The organism is Flavobacterium sp. P21, from assembly GCF_050632225.1.
In the GTDB taxonomy this organism is placed as follows: domain Bacteria; phylum Bacteroidota; class Bacteroidia; order Flavobacteriales; family Flavobacteriaceae; genus Flavobacterium.
In genome coordinates, this window is the sequence record NZ_CP192585.1 from 3,684,783 (window position 1) to 3,701,319 (window position 16,537).

Below are 16,537 nucleotides of genomic sequence, written 5' to 3' on the forward strand. Positions count from 1 at the left end.
GCAAAACTATAATTCGAATCAATTTTACACATCACTATAAATAGTGATTTTTATTTTATCTGACAATTTTAAATCGGGCCGTATTTTTTTTGTAGCGTTCCAACTCTGCTTCTGTTTTTTCAAGCAATTTTTCCAATAGTTTTATTTTGTCTTCATAAAGGATTTTTAATGTCGTTGAATTTTCCTCAGTATTAATCAAGATGCTTCCGTTGTTGTTTCCAATTACTTTATTAAAGTTGTTGAAATATCTTTCACTGTCAAAGCTCAAAATATCCTCTACACTGACTTCTAAAATGCGGGCAATCTCAACTAATTTCACATAAGATAAAACCGTTTTACCTTTTTCAATTTTACTATAACCTGCCTGAGTCACGCCAAGTTGTTCCGCCATATATTCCTGAGTGTAATTTTTTAATTCTCGAATGCTTTTAATTTTATTTTTAATTGAAGTGGCCATATTTTTGATTTGGGATGGCTCAACTGATATAGCCCAATACTAATTAAGTAGCATTGCAGTTAAACCTGAATTTTAAAGGGTTCTAAGCTACTTTATTCGTAGGTGAATAAAGCAACTTTGCCGTTATTTTTTCTTAGTAGTTATAATAAATCCATATACGACAGCAATAACGATAAAAGCCAAGTCGAAATGGAGAATTCCAGTAACTCTCATTTATAAATTTTAAAAGTTACGCTGTTTTCTTTATCGTTTGCTCAAATTGAATAGTAGAAAAAATGTCAATTTGCTTGCCTAGAGCAGGTCTGTCCTTGCTTTTAATTTTTACTTCGATTTCCTTCTGATAGCAATCCCGTACTAAAACATAATAATCAAACTCTGCCGTATCATGAAATCTTAAAATAGTAAGAATTGTAAAAGCCATTAAAGCAGGAATTATATAATAAAGATCTGGAATCGTTGTAAAAAGCATGCAGTAATAAGCAATGGCTGTAACAAGACCAAACAAAACGTTTATAAGAAAATAATTTTTCTTTTTACGAACTAAACCGAGCTCGATTATTTCTTCGAAAGCATAATACCAACTTTTTTTGCCATAGCAAAAATGGACTTGATTTGGAGTAAAGGTAATGAACATAGGATTGAGGTAATAAATTTTAGGAATGGTTCAAAAGTTATAAGTAGTCTCTTTTTAACTCTCTCTGGCAATATTACGCAATAACTACTTTTTTTCTTACAATACTGATACTACAATATAACTACAAGTTATAATTCAGAACAAAAATGTAAAACATTACTTATAAATCATTTTGTACCAATACAATAACTCATACTTTTTGAATTAGCTTTTGATTTCCTTTAAAATCAATTCAGAAACTTTGTAAATAGTAACACCAAGTTTGTCTTCTTCAGATTATCATTTCAATTCAAAATCTTTTCTTATATAAAAAACGATAAAACTCATTGATAGCGTTGTATTATAAGCAACTGATAATTATGCGGCTATAATTAATATTCATGTAAGAACTTCTGTGCGTTTGCTTGGTAAATTTGTAAAAACACAACTTTTAACTTTAAAAGGAAACGTTATGGAAAAATATCACAACCCCGATTACAATCAGCACGATCCTGATTTTATCGAACAAAATATTATCGTGAATGGTTCTTTTAATGAAGATGAATTCAAACAAGATTTAAAGGAGCATGACAATCGTGAATTTGGCGAAAGTGATCCTGATTATATTGATCAAAACACATTAGTTGACAATGATAACTATGCACGAGATGAAGATCCGTATCAATATCAGGAAGAATTTATTGGTGATCTGCAACATCCGCCGACAGATTTTGAAAAAAACAGCAACATTCGATCTGAAAATATTCCGAATCAAGAACGAATTATAAATGAAGATGACGCCATTACAAATGATGACCGAAAAAATGATTTTGATGACGATTATGATCCCGATTTAGATTTGGAAAAGGGCGCCGACTTAGATGACGACGATACAAAAGATATGGATGATTTTGATGCAGAGCATTATCCTGAAAATCATCCGAGAGAATAATTGAATTGATCATGGAATTGACCACCCAAATTATCTGGCTTTTTGTTTTAGCTGTTCCAATTGCTTGTATCAGCTGGACGGTGACGCATGAAGAAATCTTTAAAGAACCACGAGAATGGTGTGTCAGACATTCCAAAAATGACAAGACAATTTGGTCAAGAAAAGCATTTTATCTATTCACTTGTGAATATTGCTTTAGTCACTATGTCACAATTGCGTTTTTAGTGCTTTGTGATTATAAACTTTTGTTAAATGACTGGCGTGGCTACATTTTGGCAGGATTCTCGCTGGTTTTTATGGCAAATATCTATATGAGCCTTTTTGCTTTATTAAGACAAGCAATAAAAAAAGAAAAAGTAGAAATAGAAAAAATTGAGAATGAGACAGAGAATGAAAAACTGTCCAACTAAATAGAAATAAAGTTTAACTAAATATAATTATACACATGGAAAATTTGAATTTCATAGATCCTTTATTACACGGAATAACGCCGGCTCCGGCTTCAAAATTATCAACAAAAAATTTAGTTTGTGCAGGACTTGGAGCACTTTTAGTGGGTGCAGTGTTGAAAAAAACAGGACATAATAAAACAGCCGCAGTGGTAGGAAGTTTAGCATTGCCTCTTTTAACAACAGCTTGCTACAAACAAATCTCAAAATCATACAAAGCAAAAAAAGAACTTACAGATAGCGACGGAATTGAATATAATCACTAAGATTTCAGATTTTAGATTTTAGATTTTAGATTTTAGATTTTAGATTTTAGATTTTAGATTTTAGATTTTAGATTTTAGATTTTAGATTTTAGATTTTAGATTTTAGATTTTAGATTTTAGATTTTAGATTTTAGATTTTAGATTTTAGATTTTAGATTTTAGATTTTAGATTTTAGATTTTAGATTTTAGATTTTAGATTTTAGATTTTGTCATAAAAAAACAGCTTAAATTTTAATAAAATTTAAGCTGTTTTTTTATTCAATCTTTGACGAATAACTTATAACTTATAACTCATAACTCATAACTCATAACTCACAATTATGAAAGATTAATATTCCCTTCAACCCAATTCAAGGCTTTGTTGAAATTCTCTTTTTTGAATCCGTGGAATTCGCCTGGAACTACAAAACTAAATCCGTTTGTAAATGAAATAATGTCTTCTGAATCAGAAATAATTGCGGCTCTATTCCATTTTCCTAAATGCTTTAATCCAAGCAACGCATCTTGAAGCCAAGCTCCTGCGGTAAAATTTTCGATATCAGTATCAAGAACCAACAAAAAATTAATTTCATTAGTTTGTTTTACCAAATGTTCGACCGCTGGCACAACCACGCTTAAAAAATCATCTTTTGTTACTTCTGCCAATGCTCGAAATGCAACAATATTATCTGTAGTATCAATTTGATGTATCATGATAGTATTAATTTTGAATGTTATTTAATGTTGAGATTATACCAATAAAATGCATGTATAAAACTCCAATCAAAAATACTTCTTGAGCCCTGTTTAAGTATTATAACATCTCTTTGGAATTTTATAAAATAACGATGTTATACTGCTTTTAATCTGCATTTTACAAATAAGCTGTTTACTAAAAACAAGAAAGCGATAATAATTTCTATTACCGCTTTCTTTATTTATGCTTTACTAATTTTTGTTTTATCTATTTCGTCAATAAAAGGAATCTGATCTTGGATTGCCGCTCTTATTGTCACTTGAAGATATTGTTCGATTTGAACAAATTTTGTCGCATTAAGTCCGCCAACTGCTTTTTTAAGCTTTCCGTAAGTTTTAGCCAACAATTTGTCGTAATCGCCAACGTTTTTCAAACTTGCCTCTGTAAGCTGAGCATGACTTTAGCATCATCAAGCGTAGCATAATTATTTCCATAATCATTTATGATCTGAACTTTTTGTTGTCCCAAAGCTTTTCGGGAAACTTCATATTCGTCATAAATTTTTTGAAATGCAGAAGCTTGTGGCTCAGACAAATTCATATATTGTCTCACCAAATCTGCTTTAGATTTCCCATAAATAGATTGTATAACTTCTACATCTTCTTTTAAGCTCGATTGAGCAAATGAATTTGCAGAGAAAACAAGAAGCGCTAATAAAACTACTTTTTTCATGATTAAAATTTTAAGATTAAAGATGCTTTATCGCGATTTTATTTTTTAAAATCATAACTCAAAACAGCTCCTAAACCAAATTGGAACGTTGATGCATAATCAGTAACTGCCACTGGTCCCCAATAGTAATCCCAATAGTAGTCATATCCAACAGCAGACCGACATGGATTGCAAATAAGCATTGAAATTAACTGAAAATGCTGAATCAGTTTTAACTTTTACACCCGCTTTAATTTCCCATGCAAAATAAGTTCCGTCGCCACTTTTTGGTGATTCAAGAATTGCAACACCCGCACCTGCTCCAAGATACGGTAGCGCCTTTTGAGAACTTGACCCAAAATAATAAGTGTAATCTGCTAAAATATAGTTCATAGCACCTTTATCATCTCCAGCATTAACTTGCCCTCCTGCAGGAATACCATAAGCAGGTATTGGAACTTTAGTATATAAAGGCATTCTTGTATCAAGTCTGTTATATTTTAATTCTATAGATGCGTTATCCATTATAAAATATTCAAAACCTGCACCATACTCAAATCCATCTTCCACACGAGCGTATGAAGAATCGAATTCAACTTTGTCTGAAAAGGTATAACCTCCGTACAAATTAAGCAAAAATGATCCTTGACCTTGCGCCGACATCGTCAGCGTAAATAAAAAAACAACCAATAATAAATGATACTTTTTCATGACTTTGATTTTTTAAATTAGTTTGTTAATTCGGTTTCTTTCTAATTTCTTACAATAAATACGAAAATTGAGTTTGCTTTTTTCTTCAGCCATTCACTTTTCTAAATTTATCATCAGCATAGAATTATTATTTTTTTTGATTGAGATCAAAATTATCCAAATTGACGACCGGTTCCTGTTAATTAAGACCTCATATTGGTTTCAAATTATAATTTGAAACCAATAAAATAGCTAAAACCCAAAAAACGTCACCTATTTTCTTTTAACAAAAAATTATTTATTTAATTGATTTTCATATATTTATAATAAATCTTATCAAAAAAATTAGTAAGCTATTATTTAATAAAGCAAAATGAGTAAAATTTAATCTGAATTTATTATGGCAGACATTTACAAAGTAGTTATCAGCCTTTATGCTGATGTTTACAAAAATATTGGGGCTGATGGAAAGCCAAAAGGAAAGAATAATACCATTCTAATGGGATCGTTTGTGAAAGTTTTACCCGAAGAAAATAATAACTGGCAAAAAATTCTGGCTTTTGGAAAAGAAGGCTGGATTGATAAAACTTGCCTAGGTCTATCTGCGGCTTTAAAATGTTTTTATGTAGATGTTGGTCAAGGTGATGGAGCACTTCTCGAAGTTGGAAATGATGAAAACGGACTCAAAATAATTATTGATGGAGGGCCAAATGATAACTTAAGCCATTATTTGAGCAAATGGCAGTACAAATATTATTTTGACAAAAACAAAAAAGTGCATCTTGATTATATTTTCATCAGTCATTTTGATAAAGATCATTATCAAGGTTTGATCGATATTATTAACGATGATCATTATACTATTGGAACAATTTATCATAATGGAATCGCAAAATTCAATGACACAAAAACGAATTTCCCTAAGCAAGAATACAATACTGAATTAGGGAAAAAATCGAAACACAATGGCGAATATTATCTTGAAACTTCATTTAGCACTCTAGCTGAATTTAATGCTTTAAAAGTCAAAGGCGGCATGCTTGATTTGCAAGAAAAATTTCTAAATGCAGTCAATACAGCTACAAGCCAAGGTCGTCTAGGTGATTTTGTTCGCTTGGATCATACTAGTACGATTCCTTCCAGAACAATTAATAACAAAAATTTCTCGATAGAAGTTTTAGGTCCTGTAACTTCAAAAATCGACAACAAATTGGTTTACAAATATTTTGATGATGAAGCACATACCATAAATGGCCATAGTATTGTTTTGAAAATAACTTACGGAAACCGCTCTTTTTTATATGGCGGCGATTTGAATATTCCTGCCGAAGATCATTTATTGGAACATTATGGCGCTTCGAATCCATTTGAGGTTGATGTAGCAAAATCGTGCCATCACGGAGCATCTGAATTTACAACCGATTTTATGGCAAAAGTGAATCCGTATGCCACTGTAATTTCTTCTGGAGATAATGAAACCTACTCGCACCCGCGCGCAGATGCCATTGGCTGTGCCGGAAAATATACAAAATCAAAAAGACCATTAGTTTTCTCAACCGAACTAGCACGCTCAACTGCAGAAGGAAGTACCCGAATCAAATACGGAATGATCAATATGCGTTGCGACGGCGATAATATCATTATGGCACAAATGAAAGAAGCAGTCAGCGACGGAAGCGTTTGGGACTTATATGAACAGAGTTTTTTTAATGTTTAAATTTTTTTTAAGTTTCAAGTTTAAGGTTTCAGGTTTGCCACTCGTTGTAATCTAACCGCAAAGTTCGCTAGGGTTTACGCAAAGAACGCAAAGTATTTAGTTAAGTTTCATAGAATGAAAAAGTTCGCAAAGCTTTATCCATATAGCTTTGCGAACTTTGCGTTTATTGTAGATAAACTGAGATAAAAAACCTTGCGCCCTTTGCGTTTAAATTACAACGAGCGACAAACTTGAAACTTGAAACCTGAAACAAAATAACTAAAAAATAGAAGCCTGTCTTTTTCAAGACAGGCTTTTCTAAAAAATAAATAAAAAATAAACTAACTAACACAACTTAGTTATAACCTTGATTCTGTGTAAATTGTTTCGTTACGTCAATAGTTGATTGCGGAATTGGAAACACTCTTCTAAATGGTTGTGAAGCCGCTTTAGCAGTTCCTGGCAAATCAAATTTTCCAAAACGGATCATTTGTGGTCTTCTGTATAGTTCCCAATACAATTCGAAACCTATTTCATTATATAATTGCGTCGCATCAAGTGATGTAAGCGCTTTTCCTGGAACACTTCCAAACAAAGCTTCTCTCTTTCTACTTGTGCGTAATTTGTTTAAATCATCCATTGCTAATCCTACGCTTCCTTTTCTGAAATAAGCCTCAGCTCTCATCGTATAAATTCCACCTAAACGGAATAAAGGAATATCAACATTACTGTTACCATTTCCTCCTTCAGGATCGAATTCATATTTAAATACACGCGCTCCTTGATTAATTTCATTTTGAGCAAAAACAGCTTGAGCAGGATTTTTGAAAGTCAATGAAGGTGTGAAATCCATTCTTGTCGTTGTACTTTTTTCCATGTATAACGGAGAAACTTTAATACGTCCGTTGATCATTTCTAAAGAACCTGAAGACAATAAAATTGGTCCGTATTGTGGTCCGTACTCAATTCCTCTGTTAAAGTGGAACCAAGGCAAATTAGCACTTTTCGGAACAATATCTGTCGCTGGAACACTTACATCTGTACCGTCATTTTTGAACCAAGTTCCATCTGAGTATTGGTATTTTTGCTGAAACCTTGGATCATCGTGATTTCCATCCCATGTTGCGAAGAATTCAGGCGTTGTACAAGCCGCATTTGTTCCTCTGTTTGCGAGCAGAAGTTCTTTGGTTACGCTCCATACACACATAAGCAAAACTGTTTGAACCATTTCGGATATAATCAATCTTTTGAGAAATCGCAAAAATCAATTCTTTTCCTTTATCATTATCTCTTGCGAAGTTTTTGAAGTAATCACTTTCCAAAGAATATTTCCCAGAATTGATCAATAATGATGTATAATAAATTACACGATCCATATCGGTTCCGCCACCTGAAACTGATGCTTCGCTGAAGTTAAAGTTTGAAGTTGCATTGAAACGATCTTTAAATACCGCACGATTCAAATACATTGTTGCCAAAAATCCGTAAGCGGCTTCTTTTGTAAAACGTCCGTGGTGCGTTTGCTGTTCTCCCATGCTTGCCAAATCTGGAATCAAAGCTTCAACATCAGTGATTAATTTATCGATTTGAGTATCTGCTTTTAAAATTTGCAAAGGCGCATTCGGGTTCATTGGATCTCTATAAGGCGCTTGTCCGTACAAATCCAAAGTAGTGTATAAATAATACGCTAAAAGTCCTTTGGCTTCTGCCAAAAACAATTTCTTTTCTGGAATTGAGCTTTCTTCAACCGATTGAATTGCAGTCAACGAACGCGTAATTCCGTTAGTCAATTTATTCCAGTTGTCCCCCACAATTGCGTTATCCGATTTCCATGTAAACTCATGCATGTCTCTCCATTTTCCACCATCTCCCCAGTCGCTTCCACGAGTTGGCAAAATAGCTTCGTCAGTCGTATATTCTTGTAAAGAGAAAACACCACCATGATCTACAAAAGTTCCATCTCCCAATCGGTCATAAGCCGCCGCAAGTGCTCCCGCCGGGTTTGAGGCATTATCACCTAAAACCTCGTCCAAAACTACTTCGTCAAGATCTGTACAGCTTGCAAACAGCCATATAAACGAGAACAATGCGATTAATTTTATACTAAAAAATGTATTTGTCTTCATAATAAATTATAGTTTTAAAGTTGCTCCAAAACTGAACGTTCTAGAAGTTGGGTAAGCCGCATAATCAATACCAATTGACTGATTTCCTCCATTTGATTTTGGACTGTTGATCAACGGATCAAAACCTGTATAGTTTGTAATTGTTACCAAGTTTTGTCCTGTAACATAAAGTGTCAAACCATTGATCCAGTTGATTCCTTTTAAATCAAAATTGTAACCAATACGAGCTGTATTTAATCGGATAAAATCTGATTTCTCTAAGAAAAGTGTCGATAAAATTGGTGAGTTTGTTGGATTTGCACCTGATTCATAATAACCTGTTGCTACGTTTCTGTCAGAAGCCAAGTTGTTAATATTTAAAGCATTCAATCCCGTGTTATTCAACAAATAACCTCCCGTTTGTCCAATGATTGAGAAAGAAAACGTAAAGTTTTTGTATCTCATATCACTATTGAAACCGTAGTAGAATGTTGGCAATGCGCCTTCAATAATGATTCTGTCGCTGTTGTCAATTTTTCCGTCTCCATTCTGATCTTTAAAGATGTTCGCTCCATTTGCATCAAAACCAATGTGCTCCAATAAGTAGAAAGATCCAGCCGCATAACCGCTTTTGTAAATATTAGCATTTACTCCAGATTGTCCTGGTCCTGAAATAGTTCCTGTCAAAATTTCTGAAACTGGCAAATCTTGAATTTTATTGTTCAAAGTCGCACCGTTCATGTCGATGTTCCAAGAAAAATCTTTTTTGTCAATCAATTTTGAACCTAACATAAATTCAAAACCTTTATTGATGATTTTTCCGTCGATATTTGTCCAGATTGTCGTTGTTGGGCTTAAAGCTTGTGATGGAACATTTAAGATTGCATCTGTAGTAGTTTTGTTGAAATAATCGAAAGTTCCGTACAATTTGTCGTTCCAAAAACTGAAATCTAAACCTAAATTGTATTGTGTTACTACTTCCCATTTCAAATCAGGATTTGGTGTTCTGTTTACCGAAACTCCGTTTACTAAATTCAAATCACTGTATAAATAATACCCGTCAGCTCCAGAAAGCGAATAACTTGCTTGAGTAATTTTGTTTTCAACTTCTTGATTTCCTGTTTCTCCCCAGCTTGCTCTTAATTTCAAGTTGCTTACTGCAGTTACATCTTCTAAGAATTTTTCTTTAGAAATATTCCATCCTAAAGCCGCTGATGGGAAATAACCATATTTGTTGTTTTTTCCAAAACGAGTCGAACCATCGGCTCTCATCGAAGCTGTCAAAAGATATTTGTCATTGAAAGTGTAATTTACTCTTCCAAAATAAGACTGAAGCTCATTTTCTTGCGCATATCCTGAAACTCCTGATTGTGTTCCTGCAAAACCAGGATTGATTGCTGGAGGTACGCCAACACCTTGATTTGAAATTCCGTCAACACTGAAAGAGGTTCCAGATCTTTCGAATTTTTGGTATGAAAATCCGCCTAAAGCTTCAATTTTATGTTTATCCAAATTCAAATTGTAAGTCAAATAATGCTCGATCAAAGAATTTCTTGAATCTAAATTACTCTGAACATATTTCCCTTTCGGATTCAAATCGGTTAAGTTTGGAAAAATAGTCGTATTTCTTTCTGACATAGAACGGTCAAAACCAATATTTACTTTATACTCCAATCCGTCAACAATTCTTAAAGAAGCTTCTAAATTTCCTAAAACTCTCATTGTACGCGTAACATCATCATAAATGCTCAATAAATAAGCTGGGTTATAATGCGCGTTCATATTAAAGTTTGTGTAATTTCCTTTTGAATCAAAAACAGATCTTGTTGGGTTTGCCATCAAAGTATGAACGATTAACTGTCCGTTAGAACCTCCGTCATCACTAGTAGGAACTCCGTTATCTTTAGTTTCACTTGCTGTAAGATTCATTTTTACTTTCAGGCGTTTGTTATCTAAAAACGATTCTGCGGCATTAATTCTTCCCGACATACGTTTGAAATTACTCTTATTGATAATTCCTTCCTGATTCATTTGTGCAATCGAAGCGTAGTAATTTCCAGACTCTGTTTGTTTTGAGAAAGCCAATGAATTATTTGTTGTAATAGCAGTTCTAAAAATTACATCTTGCCAATCTGTATTTCCTCCGTGATCAAAAGCAGGATCTTTTATTGCTTTTCTGTATTCATCAGCGCTTAAAACATCAAGTTTATGAGCAACATTCGAAATTCCTGTATAAGAATCAAAAGTCAAAGTTCCTTCTCCTTTTGAACCTTTTTTAGTTGTAACCAAAACAACTCCGTTTGATCCTCTTGCACCATAAATTGCTGCTGCCGAAGCATCTTTTAAAACTGTAATCGATTCGATATCACCTGTATTCAAAAAGTTCAATGGATTTTTTGCAGATGAATTTCCGAAACCAACATTACTTCCAGACGGACTCACATCATCATTTGACAAAGGCACGCCATCAACAACGAACAAAGGCGTACTTCCACTTCTGATCGATCCAACACCTCTAATTGTTACGTTTACTCCCGCTCCTGGCTCTCCACTTGTATTTACCACACGAACTCCGGCAACTTTTCCCTGCATTAAATTGTCTACAGAAATATTTACACCTTGTTTGAAACTCGTCGCTTCTAATTGTGTAACCGCACCCGTTACATCTTTTTTAGATTGTTTTCCGTAACCTACAACTAAAACTTCACTCAATTCAGAAGTATTTGGTTCTAATTGAATGGTCATGAAAGTTTTTTGTACAGCAACAACTTTAGTTTTATAACCTAAATACGAAACTTCGATTGTTTTTCCGTCGCCAACTGTAATTTCAAATTCACCATCAAAATTAGAAACTGCACTGTTTGACGAACTTGTTTCCATAATCGTCGCACCTGGAATTGGTACATTGTTTTCATCAACTACTTTTCCTTTTACTTTTATTCTGTCTGCAACTTTTACATTTATAGTTTTTGGAGCAACGGTTTTCTGAATCAAAACTAATTTTCCGTTGATATTGTAATTGAAATTTGCTTTTTTGGAAAGATCATTCAAAATTGCCGAAATTGTTTCGCCAGCAAAATTTACTGTGTAAGTTGTGTTATCAACAATTACTGCTTGTCCGTAGCTGAATTTGTAATCAGTTTGTTGGCTTAGTTTTGAAAATATAGAAACAAGAGTTGCTTTTTCTATTTTATTTTCTAAATTTGATTTTTTTACTAAAACTGTTTTACTATAACCTGTCTGTAAGGTCAGTAAAGCCAGAACTAAAAAGAAAAGACTCTTTAGATTTAAATAAGAAGTTTTAAAATACATGATTTAAGTTATTGGTTTTTTTACGATACTTAATTTATTCAAAGGCAGTTGTTCGAGCAACTGCTTTTTTGTTTTAATCCACTTTTACTATTTCGCCATAAACTCTGAATTTTAGGTTTGTGATATAATTTATTTGCTCTAAAACATTCTCTAATGTTGCGTCTTTTTTGATGAATACCGTTAACGGCGTTGCTAATACGCGCTCATTATCGTACTGAAATGAAACTCCGTATTTATATTGTAAAATGGTTATGACTTGTTTAAGAGTGGTTTCATTCAATGTGACATCAGTTGAGTACCAATTCACTAAAAATGATTTGTCTGCCAATTGCTTCGTCAATTTGTTTGATTCGAATAAAGCTTCTTCATTCGGAACCAAATCTACGCTCTGCCCTTTTGAACTCACGTTTACTTTTCCGGTTACAACAATCACTTCACATTTTGATTTCGAAAGCTGAATGTGAAATGATGTTCCAACAACTTTGGTCTTAATTTCTCTTGAAGTAATTATAAAAGGATGCTTTTTGTCTTTGGCGATTTCAAAAAATGCATTTCCTTTTAAAAGCGAAACTTTCCTTTCCTCTCCCTCAAATTTTTCAGGATATTGGAATAATGAGTTTGTCGCCAGATAAATTTTCGAGCCGTCACTTAATTGGATAGATTTGGGAATCGATGACGTTTTAAACGATAATTGCTTTTCGACAGCAATTTTTGGTTTAAGCCAAAAGCCTAAACCGGCAAGAAAAAGAATACTGGCGCTGACCATATATTTTAAATAAGGATAAAGACTTTTCTTTTTTCCTATTCGAAGTTGAATATTGTCATATATATATTGAGAAACTTCATCAGAATTTCCCATCGAAAGGTCATCCCATTTCGATCTTTGATATTGATTAAAGGCAAAATCATTAAGCAGATTTTCTTCTGCAATTGAAGTTTTATTTCTTGAACTTTTATCGATAAGATATTCTAAACTATGCTTGATTCTTTTTATCATAATACTTATTGTTACCTATAAGTACAAGAATCTTGAAATCGTACTATCCGGAAATATTATGAAAACATCAACAGAAAGTTATCTTAAAAGTTTTTATGAAAAATGATTAAAGGCGCCAGCCAAGCCAAGTCTTTTAAGCCTTCACGCAATTGTTTTAATGCCGATGAAATTTGGTTTTTCACCGTTTGTTTCGAAATTCCGAGTTCGTCTGCAATCTGATCGATTGACATATCTTGAAATTTATACATTAATAAAACTTCTTTTCTTTTCTCCGGAAGCTGATCTAATAAGGAATAAAGTAAATCCATTATTTCTGGATCAATCGAAGCAAAATTATCAATGATGTAATCTTCAAACTGATCTTCCAAAATTGTCTTATCAAACCTGTTATTTTGATAATGTTTAAAAACCTGATTTTTGACAGCGCGAAATAAATAAGGTTCAATCGCATTAATGTTCAAATCGTCTTTTCGTTCCCACAAATCAATAAAAACATCTTGCACAATATTCTGTGCCAAGTCTTTATCCTGAGTCATCGTATACGAAAAAGCGTTGAGCTTTTTCCAGTATTGTGTATACGTTTGTTCAAAAATTTCAGGATTCTTCATGGTGACTTTTGGTAGTATTTGGTGATGTAAAATAAGGAAATACGGCACCAATACTTTTTGCCTGAAAGTTATCTTTAAATTAAATTACGAATTGATTTGTTTTATTAATACTACTATTTTCGGGCAAAAATGACATTTGGTTTGCGATTTCTTTTCGTTTAGCTAACACGAAAAACAATTGTCAATCCTACTTTAGTATTCTCTAAAAAAGCAATTCTCTGTTGCTTGCGTCCTCTTAATTCCACAATCCTAATTTCATTTAAATCATGAAACAAATTTTGTTTACAGTATTATTTGCTGGAGTTTTTCAATTAAGTCACGCCCAAAATGACAATTTAAAAATTAACCAAATTCAAGTTATCGGTTCACACAATAGTTATCGACACGCTATTGAAACTGATTTATACAATACGATTCAGGCAAAAGACACTTCGCGTTCTTTAAAAGGTCTTCAATACACACACATCAGCCTTACAGAACAATTAAATAAAGGTTTGCGTAACTTAGAAATTGACGTTCAACCTGATTCACAAGGGGGAAAATTTGTGCATCCAAAAGGTCTTGATATTGCAAAATCACAAGAAGCTTACGATCCAAATGGAGAAATGAAAAAACCAGGTTTTAAGGTTTTTCATATGATAGATATCGATTTTAGAACTTCCTGCTATACGCTTCAGAGCTGTCTTGCAGAACTAAAAAAATGGTCGGATGCAAATCCTGATCACGTTCCTGTTTTTATCACGTTAGAGCCAAAAGACGATGACAGTTTCCTTGGAACAAAAGCTGAGAAATTTACAACCGAACTTTTTGATGCTTTAGACAAAGAACTTCGCAAAGGCTTAGGAAATAAACTAATTACGCCAGACATGGTTCGCGGAAAATACAAAACGCTTGAAGAAGCCGTTTTGAACAACAACTGGCCAACATTGAAAAATGCAAAAGGAAAATTTTTATTCCTTTTAGATAATAACGGCGCAAAAAGAGATTTGTACGCATTGAATCATCCGTCCCTTAAGGGACGCGCCGTTTTTATTAATGCTGAACCAGGAAAACCAGAAGCGACTTGGATGTTTAGAAATAATTCTGAAGATCCTTCAATTACTGATTTGGTTAAAAAAGGCTACATCATAAGAACCCGCGCGGACTCTGATACAAAAGAAGCACGCAAAAATGATTATTCACATTTTGAAGCCGCGAAAAAGTCAGGAGCGCAGATCATCTCAACTGATTATTATTTGTCAAGTACTTTCTTCGATTCTCCTTATCAAATTAAATATGATGACGGGACTTATGTGAGAACGAATCCTGTAAATGTGCCTTAATTTTTTTAACCGCAAAGCACGCAAGATTTTTTCCAAAGATTGCTTACATAAACGCAAAGTTCGCAAAGCTAAATGTAAAAGCTTTGCGGACTTTGTTGCTTAATTTGCTCGCAAAGACGCAGAGTCGCAAAGATTATAAAAACTTTGCGACTCTGCGTCTTTGCGAGATTAAAAGAAAACTTTGCGTGCCTTGCGTAAATCTTAGCGCTCTTTGCGGTTAATTTCGCCCGTTCTCAAATCAACCGTAAAATGATCTGCGGGAACTTCATGCATGAATTTATTGAAGATGGTCAGGAACAATTTCATCTGTTTTTTCAAAAGCGTTTCATTTGAAGCGTCACTATTTTCTAAAAACATTTTTGATAAAATTTTATATTGTTTTGCTCTTTCTAAACCAACATCGGCTAGAGCCAATTCATCAGCGCTTCTAAAACGGTAAAAATCAATTAAAAGATCATTTCCTATCCAATTGAAATCTTCCTTTTTTAGATTATTTTGAGTCAGAATTTGTTCCGATTTCAATTCGGCTTCGTTCCATTCTTTTTGAAATTGTGATTTGTTTTTCAGAATAAAATCAAAATCTTTATCCGATTTTATATTGGCTAAAATCAATAAATCTTTCGCAGAAACATTCAAAATAAAAGAAGCAAAATCATTAGGCCAATCATCTTTCAGAAAACGAAGGCGTACTAATTCTTTCAAATGAAAATCAGTAAACTCATGATAATTTTTGGTTTCTAAAATAGCTTTATTCCAAATATCCTTTGTATTCTGGCTTTCTAAAAACTGATATTCCATTTTGTACAAATCAAAAAGTTCATCAAACCTCGGAACATTATCAATCGTAATTGTCTGAATATCGACTAGATTATCTTTTTTAATCGTCAGTAATTTATAAGCTGGAATATAAGTCGCCAGCGACGGCGTTTGAATATTTACCAAAGTATTACCGTTTTTGGTTGTTCGCATTCCTGTATCATTGATATGCATATGTCCGCCAAAATGAATTTTCAATCCGGCATCGGCAAAAACTTGTGCTACTTCTTCACCTGGAACTCGGTTTAACTGCCATTTATTTGGCCCTAAAAGTGCTTTAATTTCCGCGGAAGTGTCATCATTAAAATCAATCATCGGAAAATGACTAAAGGCTACTAAAGTTTTCCCGCGAAGTTTGGCTTCCGCCGAAATATCCTGAACCCATTTAATGAGATGTTTTTTATTCGAAAGCACATTATTATAACCTGTGCTGGCTTCAGAATAGCTTTTGGAATCTTTTGGATCTTCTCCATTTTTCTTCGGAATGTAGACATTTCCGTCAATTGCCATCAACCAAAGTCCTTCAATTGGTTCTACAACATAACTTACATCTGGAACTTCGTAACCTGGAGCCACTTCATAAACTCTGTTTTTTAAAGCCGAAGCTTCAAGTGCTTTTTTGAAATCGTAATTTTGGGAAGTATAATTTGCAAAAGGAGTTGCCCAAAACTTGTATTTTTTATTCGGATAAAAACCGAAGTTTTTTAGATCATTTGTGATGCCTAAATAACCCATTTTAGCAATATCGGCTGTTATGACAACTGGCTGTTCGATATTCATGTTTGGCTTATACATGCCGTCTTTGCTAAAAATGGGTTGGCTTTTTCCTTCTTTTCCTAAAAAATCTTCTTTACCTGATTCCTGAG

The 16,537-nt window shown here is 33.4% G+C and carries 15 protein-coding genes and 1 pseudogene; 5 read left to right on the forward strand and 11 right to left on the reverse strand.

The genetic code is table 11. The annotated features are described in order from the left end of the window. Nucleotides 1-55 precede the first annotated feature (55 nt). The gene (locus tag ACQ9BO_RS18475) at nt 56-457 is read right to left on the reverse strand and encodes a helix-turn-helix transcriptional regulator (RefSeq protein ID WP_431241925.1); all 402 of its coding nucleotides are present in this window, start codon (nt 455-457) and stop codon (nt 56-58) included. A 229-nt stretch (nt 458-686) separates the two neighbouring features. After that, on the reverse strand, nt 687-1,091 hold the full coding sequence (locus tag ACQ9BO_RS18480; RefSeq protein WP_431241926.1) for a hypothetical protein: 405 nt from the start codon (nt 1,089-1,091) through the stop codon (nt 687-689). Between the two features lie 451 nt (nt 1,092-1,542). Between ACQ9BO_RS18480 and ACQ9BO_RS18485 the strand changes: the two genes are divergently transcribed. Genes ACQ9BO_RS18485 through ACQ9BO_RS18495 form a run of 3 tightly spaced genes read left to right on the forward strand, consistent with a single transcriptional unit; the run spans nt 1,543 to nt 2,737 of the window. Beyond that, on the forward strand, nt 1,543-2,022 hold the full coding sequence (locus tag ACQ9BO_RS18485; protein WP_431241927.1) for a hypothetical protein: 480 nt from the start codon (nt 1,543-1,545) through the stop codon (nt 2,020-2,022). An 11-nt stretch (nt 2,023-2,033) separates the two neighbouring features. Then, nucleotides 2,034-2,432 (forward strand): hypothetical protein, encoded by a 399-nt coding sequence (locus ACQ9BO_RS18490; protein WP_320567793.1) that lies wholly within the window; start codon nt 2,034-2,036, stop codon nt 2,430-2,432. A gap of 35 nt (nt 2,433-2,467) precedes the next feature. Then, nucleotides 2,468-2,737, forward strand: a complete 270-nt coding sequence (locus tag ACQ9BO_RS18495; protein ID WP_431241928.1) for a PrgI family protein — start codon at nt 2,468-2,470, stop codon at nt 2,735-2,737. 319 nt (nt 2,738-3,056) lie between these two features. Here the strand turns inward: ACQ9BO_RS18495 and ACQ9BO_RS18500 are convergent, their stop codons facing one another. The 4 genes from ACQ9BO_RS18500 to ACQ9BO_RS18515 all read right to left on the reverse strand — a co-directional run bounded on the left by ACQ9BO_RS18500 (nt 3,057) and on the right by ACQ9BO_RS18515 (nt 4,836). Beyond that, entirely contained in the window at nt 3,057-3,431 is a 375-nt protein-coding gene (locus ACQ9BO_RS18500; protein WP_320567795.1) for an STAS/SEC14 domain-containing protein, read from the reverse strand. A 224-nt stretch (nt 3,432-3,655) separates the two neighbouring features. After that, the gene (locus ACQ9BO_RS18505; protein WP_431241929.1) at nt 3,656-3,847 is read right to left on the reverse strand and encodes a hypothetical protein; all 192 of its coding nucleotides are present in this window, start codon (nt 3,845-3,847) and stop codon (nt 3,656-3,658) included. After that, a complete protein-coding gene (locus ACQ9BO_RS18510) occupies nt 3,844-4,146 on the reverse strand; it encodes a hypothetical protein (protein ID WP_431241930.1) in 303 nt (100 codons plus the stop codon). The genes ACQ9BO_RS18505 and ACQ9BO_RS18510 overlap by 4 nt, the downstream gene beginning before the upstream one ends. 141 nt (nt 4,147-4,287) lie before the next feature. Then, nucleotides 4,288-4,836: an outer membrane beta-barrel protein gene (locus ACQ9BO_RS18515; RefSeq protein WP_431241931.1), complete on the reverse strand. Its 549-nt coding sequence runs from the start codon at nt 4,834-4,836 to the stop codon at nt 4,288-4,290. Between the two features lie 379 nt (nt 4,837-5,215). Here ACQ9BO_RS18515 and ACQ9BO_RS18520 point away from each other — a divergent pair, with 379 nt between their 5' ends. After that, the gene (locus ACQ9BO_RS18520; RefSeq protein WP_431241932.1) at nt 5,216-6,532 is read left to right on the forward strand and encodes a hypothetical protein; all 1,317 of its coding nucleotides are present in this window, start codon (nt 5,216-5,218) and stop codon (nt 6,530-6,532) included. Between the two features lie 334 nt (nt 6,533-6,866). Here ACQ9BO_RS18520 and ACQ9BO_RS18525 read toward each other — a convergent pair. The 4 genes and pseudogenes from ACQ9BO_RS18525 to ACQ9BO_RS18540 all read right to left on the reverse strand — a co-directional run bounded on the left by ACQ9BO_RS18525 (nt 6,867) and on the right by ACQ9BO_RS18540 (nt 13,533). Beyond that, nucleotides 6,867-8,637 (reverse strand): annotated as a pseudogene (locus ACQ9BO_RS18525) (RagB/SusD family nutrient uptake outer membrane protein). A gap of 6 nt (nt 8,638-8,643) precedes the next feature. Further along, nucleotides 8,644-11,928, reverse strand: coding sequence for a SusC/RagA family TonB-linked outer membrane protein (locus ACQ9BO_RS18530; RefSeq protein WP_431241933.1), 3,285 nt, complete (start codon nt 11,926-11,928; stop codon nt 8,644-8,646). 73 nt (nt 11,929-12,001) lie between these two features. Beyond that, nucleotides 12,002-12,925, reverse strand: coding sequence for a FecR family protein (locus ACQ9BO_RS18535; protein WP_431241934.1), 924 nt, complete (start codon nt 12,923-12,925; stop codon nt 12,002-12,004). Nucleotides 12,926-13,008: 83 nt separating this feature from the next. Next, a complete protein-coding gene (locus ACQ9BO_RS18540; RefSeq protein WP_431241935.1) occupies nt 13,009-13,533 on the reverse strand; it encodes an RNA polymerase sigma-70 factor in 525 nt (174 codons plus the stop codon). 266 nt (nt 13,534-13,799) lie between these two features. Here ACQ9BO_RS18540 and ACQ9BO_RS18545 point away from each other — a divergent pair, with 266 nt between their 5' ends. Continuing rightward, the gene (locus ACQ9BO_RS18545; RefSeq protein ID WP_431241936.1) at nt 13,800-14,855 is read left to right on the forward strand and encodes a phosphatidylinositol-specific phospholipase C1-like protein; all 1,056 of its coding nucleotides are present in this window, start codon (nt 13,800-13,802) and stop codon (nt 14,853-14,855) included. 201 nt (nt 14,856-15,056) lie between these two features. On the opposite strand, the gene ACQ9BO_RS18550 is transcribed toward ACQ9BO_RS18545, so the two are convergent. Continuing rightward, on the reverse strand, nt 15,057-16,451 hold the full coding sequence (locus ACQ9BO_RS18550; RefSeq protein WP_431241937.1) for a metallophosphoesterase: 1,395 nt from the start codon (nt 16,449-16,451) through the stop codon (nt 15,057-15,059). Nucleotides 16,452-16,537 lie beyond the last annotated feature (86 nt).

Excerpts from the sequence above, each read along its gene's own strand:
- ACQ9BO_RS18530 (WP_431241933.1), bottom strand. The coding sequence starts at position 11,928 with ATGTATTTTAAAACTTCTTATTTAAATCTAAAGAGTCTTTTCTTTTTA.
- ACQ9BO_RS18545 (WP_431241936.1), top strand. The coding sequence starts at position 13,800 with ATGAAACAAATTTTGTTTACAGTATTATTTGCTGGAGTTTTTCAATTA.
- ACQ9BO_RS18515 (WP_431241931.1), bottom strand. The coding sequence starts at position 4,836 with ATGAAAAAGTATCATTTATTATTGGTTGTTTTTTTATTTACGCTGACG.
- ACQ9BO_RS18500 (WP_320567795.1), bottom strand. The coding sequence starts at position 3,431 with ATGATACATCAAATTGATACTACAGATAATATTGTTGCATTTCGAGCA.
- ACQ9BO_RS18480 (WP_431241926.1), bottom strand. The coding sequence starts at position 1,091 with ATGTTCATTACCTTTACTCCAAATCAAGTCCATTTTTGCTATGGCAAA.
- ACQ9BO_RS18535 (WP_431241934.1), bottom strand. The coding sequence starts at position 12,925 with ATGATAAAAAGAATCAAGCATAGTTTAGAATATCTTATCGATAAAAGT.
- ACQ9BO_RS18475 (WP_431241925.1), bottom strand. The coding sequence starts at position 457 with ATGGCCACTTCAATTAAAAATAAAATTAAAAGCATTCGAGAATTAAAA.
- ACQ9BO_RS18540 (WP_431241935.1), bottom strand. The coding sequence starts at position 13,533 with ATGAAGAATCCTGAAATTTTTGAACAAACGTATACACAATACTGGAAA.
- ACQ9BO_RS18495 (WP_431241928.1), top strand. The coding sequence starts at position 2,468 with ATGGAAAATTTGAATTTCATAGATCCTTTATTACACGGAATAACGCCG.
- ACQ9BO_RS18520 (WP_431241932.1), top strand. The coding sequence starts at position 5,216 with ATGGCAGACATTTACAAAGTAGTTATCAGCCTTTATGCTGATGTTTAC.
- ACQ9BO_RS18490 (WP_320567793.1), top strand. The coding sequence starts at position 2,034 with ATGGAATTGACCACCCAAATTATCTGGCTTTTTGTTTTAGCTGTTCCA.
- ACQ9BO_RS18485 (WP_431241927.1), top strand. The coding sequence starts at position 1,543 with ATGGAAAAATATCACAACCCCGATTACAATCAGCACGATCCTGATTTT.
- ACQ9BO_RS18550 (WP_431241937.1), bottom strand. The coding sequence starts at position 16,451 with ATGAATATCGAACAGCCAGTTGTCATAACAGCCGATATTGCTAAAATG.
- ACQ9BO_RS18510 (WP_431241930.1), bottom strand. The coding sequence starts at position 4,146 with ATGAAAAAAGTAGTTTTATTAGCGCTTCTTGTTTTCTCTGCAAATTCA.